Origin of the sequence: Dongia mobilis (assembly GCF_004363235.1) — a bacterium.
Taxonomy (GTDB): Bacteria; Pseudomonadota; Alphaproteobacteria; order Dongiales; family Dongiaceae; genus Dongia; species Dongia mobilis.
This window is the reverse complement of the sequence record NZ_SNYW01000009.1, coordinates 36,303-48,450: the sequence shown is the minus strand read 5'-3', so window position 1 is coordinate 48,450 and position 12,148 is coordinate 36,303. Positions and strand designations below refer to the sequence as shown.

The window sequence follows — 12,148 nt, the reverse complement described above, 5'->3', positions numbered from 1 at the left end:
GCAACCCACGCATAACCCTTGAACGGGGCTGTCGGCGTCTGCATGAGATCGACGAAAGATCGATCTATGAACCAGGCGCCATGGGGAAAAGACTATGGCGCGACCGGCCCTGACGGCAGCTGACCTGGACCCGGAACTTCTGGCGGCATTGCGCATGGCAATCCCGGACCAGATCGGCGACGATCTCGTCCTCCGCTTGGCTGATGGCCGACACTTCTTCATCGACGGCTTTTTTGCACCCGACGGGATAGGCGACGGCATGCCCCCGCTGGACGGCGCCATCCAGCTTTCCGCCGAAATTGCCGACCTCCTCCTGGCGGCGCCGGATATCGCGACGGCGGCAGGCGAAGCGCCCGCTCCGCCCCCCGAGAGTGCCGGGATCGGCCTGACGCCCTTCGATCCGGTCGATCCATCCATCGACGAGGCGGCGGCGCCGGTGGAAAGCGAGGACGAGGCGGAGGACGAGACGCGTGGCGCCTTTCAATCGCCGGCAAGGTCCGAGGGCCGCACCACCGATACCAACAATCCGGTCCCCGGCGCCGCATCCGGTTCCGGCCCGCTGCCGCTCAGCATTTTTTCGATCGGCACCATTTCCATCGCCGCAGGCGGTGCCGCCGCCCCGACCTGGCAGAACGCCTTCGATATCCGCCTCATTGTGCGGCTCGAGGATCTGAAGGATCCGGTTGCAGATGGCTGGTTTCCTGGTCTCGACCGGCTCTTGCCGATGGCAGCGCCACTGGATCTTGGCGCATTTGCGCTGCGCCTCGCCCAGATCGGATATGTTGGACCTTCCACTGTGCGGGACGATTACCGGGCCTATCTCGAAGCGCGTACCGAGTGGCTGACCGCGGCCGGCGGCAGGACGATCTGGGCCAATCTGACACCCGCAGAGGATACCCCCCCCGACCGGCGCAACGACCTCACCGATCACCTGCCGCCAGGAACGAGCCCCGCCGACATTTTCCATTTCGATGATTTCATCGTCGGCACACGGGAAGGCAAAGACTTTCTCTTTGGATTCGCCGGGAACGACATCCTGGTCGGCTATGGCGGAGCGAACCATCTTTCAGGTGGTGCCGGCGACGATATCCTGATCACGAGCCAGGGCCCGCAATCAGCCGTGATCGACGGTGGCGACGGCGACGATACCCTGATCTTCGTGGTCGATAACGAAACCTTTGCCTTCCGGCTTCAGGATCTCGGCAATGTTACAGGTGTCGAACGTCTCGTCCTGCTGCCGCAGTCAAACGACAATTCGGATTATCTCAACGACGATTTCGCCAGCGGCCGGATCGTCAAGAGCCACCTGCAACTTGTTCTCGACGCCGCCTCGATCCACAGTTGGGGTGGGCAACTGACCATCGACGGCACGGCCGCGGATATCCGACTGGCCGACCTCGCCAGTTGGCAGCGTCTGCCCGAAGACCCGGCAGATCCCGGTTATGTGCGATATCAGGCGGTCCATGACGGCGCTGAGGTTACGCTTTCCATCATTGCCACCGCCCCGCAGCCGATCGCCGACCGGATCGTCGGCACACCGGATGACGACCGGTTCTTCCTTGGCGGTATCAGCTTCAATTTGCTGGATGGCGGCGCCGGCAACGACCAGATCGGCGGCAGGCTCGACGGCGACCAGGCCAGCGGATTGCAGCCAATCCCCCTCGGCACCCTTCATCTCGCAGATCCGGAACTGGTTCCCTACCGCAATATCGAGCAGTTCGTCCTTGGCGCGCCAACCGACGCACTTGTGTTGTCGGCAGCCGGCGTTGGAACGATGACCGATGCGCGTAAGACCCTGTGGGTGACTGGCGCCGGTGCCGGGGTCAGCTTCGCCAGCAGCGATCTTCCGCTTTACGATCTGGGTGGTATCGGCCAGGTCCAACTGCTGGATCCAGCGCTGTGGACCGGCCTCGGCTATGTCTCGATGCAGACGGGCGTGCACTCGTTTGCCGAAACCAGAATGGGGGCCGTCTACGGCGCCACCGTCAGTGGACAGAATGTGTACCTGGTCGTGCATGTCGGTATTGCGCAGCCCATCGTGGGCTCTACAACCGCCATGGACCATTGGTTTGTGCAACATGACGGCTGGGTTTCGCTGCCGCCGGTCACGGTCGAACTGTCCCTGTCGGTCATCGATCTCGACAACAATCTCGGCAATTCGATCGGCCTGACGGCCGTAGACGCGGCTAGGCTCGCCGGCCCCGATCGTGCGATCACACTGGTCGGCGATTTTGGCCTGGACAAATTGCACCTTCTCGATATGCCGAACTGGCGTTTCGTAGGCGATGAAAGCGGCTTCTCCCTCTACGAAGGCACCGCCGCCGGTGGCGAGGTCACAACCCTGCGCATCGCCACCGACCTCCTGCAACCGACCCTGTTGCCGGGCGACGCCGGCAGCGACCTCGACGTCGCCGACCTAACCAATGGCCGACAAGACTTCCTCCTGCTCGACGTCGAAACCGCCGGCAAGCTCGCCGGCACCAACCAGCAGGTTTCGGTCATCGGCGATTCAGGGCTTGATACCATTGCTTTCGCCGACCACGGAAACTGGCAGATCTTGGGGCGGGACGGAGATTTCTTCGTCTATTCCGGCCAGGATGGTGGCAGTGCCACCACGCTGCGCCTGCATGTCGATCTGATCCGTCCGACCCTGCTGCCTTCGTTCACTGATGGCGACGACCGGGCTCTGGTGGCGGATTTGCTGTCCGTCGACCAGTATATGGATATAGACGGCAAGGGCGGCTTCGATACCCTGCAGATTCTCGATGGCGGCATGATCCAGCCATCGCTGGATTTCATAAGGAACATCGAAGCGATCGACCTTTCCAACGGGACGGCAAACTCGTTTGCGATCGCCGCCTCGACACTGGTCAACAACGGCATTCAAGGGCCGCTCTATATCACCGGCGATGCCAAGGACAGCGTCTACCTCGATCCCAGCTCGGTAATCGACGGGCTGCATGAATGGCAGGACCTGGGGACGACTGTCACGAATTCGGCGGTGAGCAGCAATCCGTTCAGTCTCTATCAGGTGACCATCCATTATCCTGCGGGCGATGTGACGGCCCAGGTCGCCATCGACCAGACCCTGATCCAGCCGGCGCTGCCGATCTGATTGCGGTCAGAGGCCACCCTCGCCCACCAGCTGGAACGGTGCCCAGAAAATGGGATGGGCGAAATAGTCGGGCTGGTCTTCGGCCAGCATCGCCAGCATCGACTGGCGCAATGCCGCGGCACGGCTGATGTGAGGGTCCTTCGATCGGGCGTCGAACACGCCGGTGGTAAGCTGGACGGCGGCGACCGACAGGACCTCCCATTGCGAGACCAGCAGCGTGCGGGCGCCGGTAAAGAAGAACGCGCGCGCAAGGCCCGACAAGCCTTCCGCCCCAGGCGATCCGTCATCGGCGGCAGTATTGCAGGCCGACAGCACCACCCAATCGGCGTCCAGCCGCAGGCGCGCGATTTCGCCGATGGTAAGGTAGCCGTCATTCTCGCCGGTCGGATCGGCGGGCGGCGTCAGCGCAAGGCCTGGTTCCCGCAACCGCCCGAAATCGCCGGCCATCAGGCCATGGGTCGCAAACGCGACAACCCGGTAATCGGCCAGAGGCAGTGCCGCCAGATTGCGTTCGGTCGCCGCCGATCCGACGACGACGGCTTCGGCGGGAGCGCCGAGCGTTGCCGCCAGCGACAACAATTCGTCACGCGATTCCGGCAGGGGCGAGAGGCCGGCGATCAATTGTGCCGTCGCCAGGGCCGGCTCCGTTTCGCCGCCTGATTGGGCGTTCCCCCCGATGTCGAAGACCGGGTCGCCGATACCCAGAAACGGCTGCGTCGCGCGACTGACGGCGGCAATCCCGCGCAGGTCTGCGAGCGTGCCGATTTCCGGCAGGACGGCCAGGTGGTATCGCTTGACCAGCCAGGGCATGTCCCGGTAATCGGCAAAATCCGTTGCCGCCTGCGACTTCTTCGACAGTGTTGCCGCAAATGGCAGGCTCTGCAGCGTGCCATCGGGGACGATGATCAGGCGCTTGATCCGGTCCGGGATGGCAAGCGGTCCGATCAGCGTGTCATGGAGCCAGCTAGCTGCGGCAACTTCGAACGGCTTGATGTCGCCAAGACTGCCGACACCCTTCGGGTCGACTGTGGCGCGCAACGCCGCGATCCGCGCCGACAAGGTGGCCGCGTCGGCCGCAATCGGGACCAGCTCCAGATCGCCATCTGTCAGGAGCCAGGCATAGGCCTGTTCCTCGAAGGACATGTAGGCGACGAGCGCCTCATCCGGCGCCAGCATCGCGGCGAGTTCCGGATGGCGGCGCGGTTGCGGCATGATCAGGTCGGTGCCGTCGTCCGGCGACGATGCCAGCAGGGCCCGCTGCGCCGATGCGACCTCGGCGGCACGAGCCGCAACCTCGTTGCGCAGCCCCTCTGCCGCCTCGCCGCCAATGACGCGTGCCGTCAGTTGACGCGCGGCCAGCTGCCAGCGCAATACGGCCTCCTGAAACCGGCGCAAGCCCTCTGCCCCGGCGGTCCCGCCCGCCAGGATCCGTTGGCTCATGCCGGCGATTGCCGTGCCGGCGGCCGAGGCCCGCGACAACTGCGCGAGCTCAAGTGACAACGACAGGAGATCGTCCCTGGGTGCCGCCTCGTTTTCTAGCGCCAGCGAAATCGATCTCAGATAGCGCTCGACCAGCCGCCGCAGGCTGGCGATCTCCTCCAGCGCACTCTCCGACGGCACCGCCCGGATTGCCGCAATGCGTCCCCGCAGGCGTTCGGCATCCTCCCGCAGGGAACCGAGGGCCTCGTCAAAACGGCCGGCCTCGGCCAGTGTCTGGATCAGCACGGCCCGTGCTTCCAGCGTCGCGAGATGATCCGGCCCGAGCGTGCCCTGCCGAATGGCAACAGCCTGCCGCACAGGTTCTGTAGCAGCATCCGGCTGCCCGGCAGCCAATGCAAGCTGCGCCTGCCCGATCAGGACATCGCTGAGCGGATAGCTGCCCGGCTGGAATATTTCGCCCAGAACGTCCGCGCTCTCCGCCAGGCTTGTAGCCGCGGCATCCAACTCACCAAGCCGCCGCAAGGCCTCTGCCAGCCAGGTGCCAGCACCCGCCGCTGCTCGCTGGTTGAGCGTGCCGGCACTCCGCCAGACTGTCCGGGCCCGGCCGAGATCGGCAGCAGCCGCATCCAGCAAACCGGCGCGCAATTGCGCGTAACCGCGATGCAGCAGCGCGGCGGCACCCACCAGGCTCGGGCCGCCGAAACTCCGGTGCGCCAGATCGTCGGCGCGCGACAACGCGGCGATGGCAAGGCTGGTTCGGCCGGTGACATAGTAGACCTGCCCAAGATTGACCAGCGCCGTCGCCAATGCCGGTCCGAAAAAGGCGCTGTCGGCCTCGTAGACCCCGATGGCGTGCAGCAGCATGGCCTCGGCCGATCTATAGCGACCGGCGTTGAATTGGCCGGCAGCCAAGGAGGTCGATGCCCGCGCCGTTTCGGGATGCGCCGGCCCGAAATGGGCGACCGTCAGGCGGTAGGCATTTTCGAGCGCACCCAGCGCCTCGGCGTAGCGATATTGTCGGAAATGGAACTCCGCCCGCACGGCTTCGATTTCCGCCGCAAGAATCGGCTGGTCGCCGGCAATAGCTGCATCGCGGGTGATTGCCTCCAGGCGCTGGCCCGCCGACTCCAGCCGGAAAGCCCGGATCTCGGCGGTCGCCAGGGCGATTTCAATATCAAGCACGACGGCCGGCGCAATTCCCGGCACGGCCCTGGCGAGGGCGCCAGCCTTCAGCAGCGATATCTGGGCGCGCGTCAGGTCGCCGCGCGCCAGAGCTATCTTGCCGAGTTCGGCATAGACCAAAGCCGCGGCTTCACCGGCCGCTGCCGCCGGCAGGCCGATGGCATCCAGCAGCGGGCCCTCGGCGCCGGAAAAATCGCCAGCCAGCCGCAATATCCGCGATAGCTGCAGGGCGACTTCGTAGCGCAGCCGGATCTTCTCGTCGTTTCCGGCGAGGCGCTGCGCGAGATCGCGCAACAGGCCGGCGGCCTGTGCCGGATGACCGGCACCGAGCAGGGTGTCCGCTTCCTGCCGGGTCGCTTCTTCGTCGAGGGAGGGTGCTGCAATGTCGTCACCCCGCGCTGGCCCTGCCGAACCAAGGCAAAGCGCCATCGCCGCAATGGCGAGGAACGATGCCAGTCGGCGATGGGCTAGCATGCCGGCAAGGCCGCCAGGCCGCGCCATTCATGACAGCCGATGGCCGCCGGAAACGCTGGGTTGTGCTTGCTGTCCCCCGGCAAGCGGATCAGCGTCGCTGGTCAACGTCGCGAATGGCGCCACGAGCGGCACTGGTCGCGAACGCCGCATAGGCCCTGAGCGCCGTCGAAACGTTGCGCTTGCGACTGGCCGGCTTCCAGGCCTTGTCGCCGCGCGCTTCCATCTCCGCCCGCCGCTCCGCCAGCACCGCATCCGACACGGCGAGCCGGATCGCGCGATTGGGGATGTCGATCTCTATGCGGTCGCCGTCGCGGACCAACGCGATCAGGCCGCCCTCGCCTGCTTCCGGCGAGACATGGCCGATCGATAAGCCGGAGGTGCCACCCGAAAAACGACCATCGGTGATGAGGGCGCAGGCCTTGCCCAGCCCCTTCGATTTCAGATAGCTGGTCGGATAGAGCATTTCCTGCATGCCGGGACCGCCGCGCGGACCCTCATAGCGGATCACCACCACGTCACCCGCCTTCACTTCGCCCAGCAGGATGCCGGAAACCGCATCGTCCTGGCTCTCATAGACCCGCGCCGGGCCGGCGAAGACGTGAATACTCTCGTCGACGCCGGCGGTCTTCACGATGCAGCCGTCGAGGGCGAGGTTTCCCTTGAGAACTGCAAGTCCGCCATCCTTCGAGAAGGCATGCTCGGTATCGCGGATGACACCCGCCTTGCGGTCGAGGTCGAGTTCCTTCCAGCGCTTGTCCTGGCTGAAGGCAGTCTGGGTCGGCACGCCACCCGGCGCTGCCAGGAAGAACTTCTGGACGCTTTCGCTGTTGGTCTGTCGGATGTCCCAGCGCTTCAGGGCATCGCCGATCGAGCGGCTATGGACCGTCGGCAGATCGGTATGCAGCAACCCGGCGCGGTCAAGCTCACCCAGGATCGCCATGATGCCGCCGGCTCGATGCACGTCTTCCATGTGCACGTCCGACTTCGCCGGCGCCACCTTGCACAGGCACGGTACCTTGCGCGACAGCCGGTCGATGTCCTCCATGGTGAAATTGACGCCGCCTTCATGGGCCGCCGCCAGCAGATGCAGCACGGTGTTGGTCGAACCGCCCATGGCGATGTCGAGGCTCATCGCATTCTCGAACGCCTTGAAATTGGCGATGTTGCGCGGCAGGACGCTGGCATCCTCTTCCTCGTAATAGCGGCGGGCGAGGTCCACGACGAGGCGCCCCGCCTCGAGGAACAGGTTCTTGCGGTCGGCATGGGTGGCAAGTGTCGAGCCATTGCCCGGCAGCGACAGGCCCAGCGCCTCGGTCAGGCAATTCATCGAATTGGCCGTGAACATGCCCGAGCAGGAACCGCAGGTCGGACAGGCGGACCGCTCGATGGTGGCGACCTCGGCATCGGTGAACTTGTCGTCGGCTGCGGCGACCATGGCGTCGACCAGATCGAGTGCCACTTCCTTATCCTTCAGGACCACCTTGCCGGCTTCCATCGGGCCGCCGGAGACGAAGACCACCGGAATATTGATGCGCAGTGCCGCCATCAGCATACCGGGCGTGATCTTGTCGCAGTTCGAGATGCAGACCATGGCGTCGGCGCAATGGGCATTGACCATATATTCGACGCTGTCGGCGATCAGTTCGCGCGAAGGCAGCGAATAGAGCATGCCGTCATGGCCCATGGCGATGCCGTCATCGACGGCGATGGTGTTGAATTCCTTGGCGACCCCGCCTGCTGCCTCGATCTCGCGCGCGACCATCTGGCCGAGATCCTTGAGATGCACATGCCCGGGCACGAACTGGGTGAAGGAGTTGACCACCGCGATGATCGGCTTGCCGAAATCGCTGTCCTTCATGCCGGTGGCGCGCCACAGGCCGCGGGCGCCGGCCATGTTGCGGCCATGGGTGGTGGTTCTCGAACGATAGGCGGGCATCAAGATCTCCTCGGTACCGGCGGCGCAGGCCGGCCTGGTGGTCATATTTCCGGCATCCCGTCCGGAAATAACGGACCGTTCGCATAAAACAGGGCCTAAACTCTTATTGGATAGGGGAAATCCGGTCAAGAAAGGGGGCAATGCGGCCAGCCCAGGCGGGGTTTCACCCCATGCATGGCGGCATCATCCGGCCGCTGCCCATTTTTTGTGCTGTGTCGACGCTTTTTTGAGCACGACCACCGGGGCTCTCACCTGAAGTGTAGGTAAATCAACAAGTTGAAGAGTGGCATGCGCCTTGCTGATGCGCGTGGGCACCCTCGATGCGAGGCATTTGAGTACCGGCAACAAATACTGGGGAACCCCATGAAGAAAATCGAAGCCATCATCAAGCCGTTCAAGCTCGATGAAGTCAAAGACGCCCTCCACGAGGTAGGCATACAAGGCATCACCGTAACCGAGGCCAAGGGCTTTGGTCGCCAGAAGGGCCACACCGAGCTTTATCGCGGCGCGGAATATGTGGTCGACTTCCTGCCCAAGATGAAGATCGAGGTCGTGCTGGATGATGCCCTGGTCGAGCGCGCCATCGAGGCCATCCGTCAGGCGGCGGCGACCGGGCGCATCGGCGACGGCAAGATCTTCGTCACCAATATCGAGGAAGTGGTCCGCATCCGCACCGGCGAGCGTGGCCTCGACGCCATCTGAAAGTAACCCAAAACATCACCCCGAGAACGCAAGGAAACACCCATGTCTGACGTCAAGAAAGTGCTGGATCTGATCACGGAACACGACGTGAAGTACGTCGACTTCCGTTTCACCGATCCGCTGGGCCAGTGGCACCACCTCGCCCACCACATCTCCACCGTGAACGAGGACCTGCTGACCGAAGGCGTCATGTTCGACGGCTCGTCGATCGCCGGCTGGAAGGCCATCAACGAGAGCGACATGACGCTGGCCCCGGATTGCAGCACCGCCGTGCTCGATCCCTTTGCCGCGCAGACCTCGCTCATCATCTATTGCGACATCCTTGAGCCACTGACCGGCCAGAATTACGGCCGCGATCCGCGCTCGATCGCCAAGCGAGCCGAAGCTTTCGTGAAGAGCTCCGGCGTCGGCGACACCATCTATGTCGGTCCCGAAGCCGAATTCTTCGTGTTCGACGACGTGCGCTACAAGGTGTCGATGAACAAGACCTCGGTCGAGTTCACGTCCGAAGAGGCGCCCTATGTCACCGACAAGCGTTTCGAGGAAGGCAATCACGGTCACCGCATGAAGGTGAAGGGCGGCTACTTCCCGGTAGCGCCGCTGGACTCGGCCGGTGACCTGCGCGCCGAGATGCTGACCACCCTTGCAGCCATGGGTGTCGAAGTCGAAAAGCACCACCACGAGGTGGCCCCGTCGCAGCATGAACTGGGCGTCAAGTTCGGCACGCTCGTGCAGTGCGCCGATGCGATGCAGAAGTACAAGTACGTGGTCAAGAACGTCGCCCATGCCTATGGCAAGACGGCGACCTTCATGCCCAAGCCGGTGAAGGGCGACAACGGTTCCGGCATGCATGTCCACCAGTCGATCTGGAAGAACGGCCAGCCGCTGTTTGCCGGCAACGGCTATGCCGACCTTTCGGAAACGGCCCTGTTCTATATCGGCGGCATCATCAAGCACGCCAAGGCACTCAATGCCTTCACCAACCCGTCGACCAATAGCTACAAGCGCCTGATCCCCGGCTTCGAAGCGCCCGTGCTGCTCGCCTATTCGTCTCGCAACCGTTCGGCCTCCTGCCGCATCCCCTATACGGCGAGCCCGAAGGGCAAGCGCGTCGAGGTGCGCTTCCCGGATCCGACAGCCAACGTCTATCTCGCCTTCGCGGCGATGGTGATGGCGGGCCTCGACGGCATCGCCAACAAGATCCATCCGGGCGATCCGATGGACAAGAACCTCTACGACCTTCCGCCGGAAGAACTGAAGCAGGTGCCGACCGTCTGCGGCAGTCTGCGCGAGGCCCTGGAATCCCTGTCGGCGGACCACGGCTTCCTGCTCAAGGGCGACGTCTTCACCAAGGACTTCATCGAATCCTATCTCGAACTGAAATGGGAAGAGGTCTACGCCCTCGAGCACACACCGCATCCGGTTGAATTCCAGATGTACTACTCGTCTTAAAGAGTTCCTTGCGGCAGTACGAACTGAAGCGGCTGGGGCAACCCAGCCGCCTTTTTTTGTCGAGAATCGAGGATATTCGTCCTAGGTCGCTCAAGCCGGGTTAACCCTCCTTTCACTAACATCGATCAAGATTCCGGGCTGGCATCGGAGGGGGAACGACGATGAGCAACCGAATGTCCCTGAAAACCCGCCTGCTGCTGGCCGGTCTGGCTGCGGTCGCAGCGATTGTCGTCACCGCAGGCGTTGGCTTGTTCGGTATGTCGCGCAGCAACAGCGGCCTCGAAACCTCGATCACGTCGACCACCGCCGTCCTTCATCAGAAGCACGCCGACATGATGCACGACGCCTTGCGCGGCGACGTCTTGTTCGCCCTGGTGACCGGACCGGACGGCGATGCCGCCGACCGGGATTCGATCCGCGCCGACCTTGCCGATCATGTCGCCGATTTCGAGCAATCGATCGCTGCCCTGCAGGCCCTTCCCCTGGCACCTGAAATCCGCAACGCGGTCGACGAGGTCGTGCCGGCCCTGGAGGCCTATATCGTCGCCGCGCAAGAGAATGTCGCGCTGGGCCTCAGCGACGTGACCGCCGGCCGGGAGGACTTTCCCCACTTCATGACGGCTTTCACCGACCTTGAAGAGCGCATGGAAACGCTCGGCGAGTTGATCGAGCAATTCGGCAACAGCGCCGGCAGCGCCGCCACCGCAACGAACAACCGCCTGATCCAGGTTCTGCTGGCGGTATCCGCGATCGCCATGATCCTCTTGATTATCGTCAACTGGCTCACCGCCGGCGGCATCTCGCGCCCGATACTTGGCATGGTGGACGCCATGCAGCGCCTCGCCCGTGGCGACCAGGCAGTGGAGATTCCCGGTCTCCAGCGCGGCGACGAGGTCGGCCGCATGGCTGAGGCCGTGCAAGTCTTCAAGGAAAACGCCATCAAGACCGAAGAACTGAAGGCCGCCCAATCCCGGGACCTGGCAGCGCGGGAGGAGCGCACGCAGCGGCTGGAGCAATTGTGCCGCGACTTCGATCGCCACGTTACGGCACGTCTGGAATCAGTCATTGCCGCCGTGGCCCAAGTGGAGGGAACGGCACAATCCATGTCCCGCGTTGCCGAGGACACGGCAGCCGAGGCCGGTCAGGTCAACCAGGCTTCCGAAGCGGCCACCGGCAATGTCAACGCCGTGGCGGCCGCGACCGAGCAACTCGCCGCCTCGATTGCCGAGATAGGCCAGCAGATGGGGCGCTCGCGCGAGATCGCCGGCCAAGCCTCGACCCAGGCAAGCAACACAAACGCGCAGATTCGCCAACTGGCAGATGCCGCGCAGCGTATCGGTGCGGTAGTCCAGCTCATCACCGACATTGCCAGCCAGACCAATCTACTGGCACTCAATGCCACGATCGAGGCAGCACGCGCCGGCGAAGCCGGCAAGGGCTTCGCCGTTGTGGCGTCCGAAGTCAAGAATCTGGCGACCCAGACGGGCAAGGCCACCGACGAGATCGCGCAGCAGATCAACGGGATCCAGAATGAATCCGGTGCGGCAGTAGCCGCCATCGAAAGCATTGCCGGCACCATCGACGAGATCAACCAGATCACCGGCGGCGTCGCCGCTGCCGTCGAGCAGCAAAGTGCGGCCACCAAGGAGATCGCCCGCAGCGTCGAGCAGGCGGCCGGCAGCAATCAGGAAATGTCGACCCGCATCACCACAGTCAGCCGCGCCGCAAGCGAAACCGGCACCGCGGCCGGCCAGTTGCTGGAATCCAGCAATGCGCTGTCGCGCGATGCCCAGGACCTGCGCCAGGAGGTCGAGCAGTTCCTCGCGACGATCCGGACCATATGAGGC

6 protein-coding genes are annotated in these 12,148 nt (G+C 63.9%); 4 read left to right on the top strand and 2 right to left on the bottom strand.

Annotated elements, in window-relative coordinates:
* Window positions 1–94 precede the first annotated feature (94 nt).
* Window positions 95–3,115 carry a hypothetical protein gene (locus tag A8950_RS11885; RefSeq protein WP_133613900.1) on the top strand — a complete coding sequence of 1,007 codons (3,021 nt, stop codon included), beginning with the start codon at window positions 95–97 and terminating at the stop codon, window positions 3,113–3,115.
* A 6-nt stretch (window positions 3,116–3,121) separates the two neighbouring features.
* Here A8950_RS11885 and A8950_RS11880 read toward each other — a convergent pair whose 3' ends face one another.
* Together A8950_RS11880 and ilvD are read right to left on the bottom strand one after the other, a co-directional pair.
* Window positions 3,122–6,238, bottom strand: coding sequence for a CHAT domain-containing protein (locus A8950_RS11880; RefSeq protein ID WP_133613899.1), 3,117 nt, complete (start codon window positions 6,236–6,238; stop codon window positions 3,122–3,124).
* A gap of 61 nt (window positions 6,239–6,299) precedes the next feature.
* Window positions 6,300–8,147, bottom strand: a complete 1,848-nt coding sequence (gene ilvD / locus A8950_RS11875; protein ID WP_133614123.1) for a dihydroxy-acid dehydratase — start codon at window positions 8,145–8,147, stop codon at window positions 6,300–6,302.
* Between the two features lie 363 nt (window positions 8,148–8,510).
* Between ilvD and A8950_RS11870 the strand changes: the two genes are divergently transcribed.
* The 3 genes from A8950_RS11870 to A8950_RS11860 all read left to right on the top strand — a co-directional run bounded on the left by A8950_RS11870 (window position 8,511) and on the right by A8950_RS11860 (window position 12,145).
* A complete protein-coding gene (locus A8950_RS11870; protein ID WP_133613898.1) occupies window positions 8,511–8,849 on the top strand; it encodes a P-II family nitrogen regulator in 339 nt (112 codons plus the stop codon).
* A 42-nt stretch (window positions 8,850–8,891) separates the two neighbouring features.
* Complete coding sequence (glnA, locus tag A8950_RS11865) at window positions 8,892–10,301, top strand: type I glutamate--ammonia ligase (RefSeq protein WP_133613897.1); 1,410 nt, start codon at window positions 8,892–8,894, stop codon at window positions 10,299–10,301.
* A gap of 173 nt (window positions 10,302–10,474) precedes the next feature.
* A complete protein-coding gene (locus A8950_RS11860; protein WP_166645136.1) occupies window positions 10,475–12,145 on the top strand; it encodes a methyl-accepting chemotaxis protein in 1,671 nt (556 codons plus the stop codon).
* Window positions 12,146–12,148: the final 3 nt, after the last annotated feature.

What these genes read in the sequence shown, in the direction of transcription:
- A8950_RS11885 (WP_133613900.1), top strand. Translation starts at nt 95, where the DNA reads ATGGCGCGACCGGCCCTGACGGCAGCTGACCTGGACCCGGAACTTCTG.
- A8950_RS11880 (WP_133613899.1), bottom strand. Translation starts at nt 6,238, where the DNA reads ATGGCGCGGCCTGGCGGCCTTGCCGGCATGCTAGCCCATCGCCGACTG.
- ilvD (WP_133614123.1), bottom strand. Translation starts at nt 8,147, where the DNA reads ATGCCCGCCTATCGTTCGAGAACCACCACCCATGGCCGCAACATGGCC.
- A8950_RS11870 (WP_133613898.1), top strand. Translation starts at nt 8,511, where the DNA reads ATGAAGAAAATCGAAGCCATCATCAAGCCGTTCAAGCTCGATGAAGTC.
- glnA (WP_133613897.1), top strand. Translation starts at nt 8,892, where the DNA reads ATGTCTGACGTCAAGAAAGTGCTGGATCTGATCACGGAACACGACGTG.
- A8950_RS11860 (WP_166645136.1), top strand. Translation starts at nt 10,475, where the DNA reads ATGTCCCTGAAAACCCGCCTGCTGCTGGCCGGTCTGGCTGCGGTCGCA.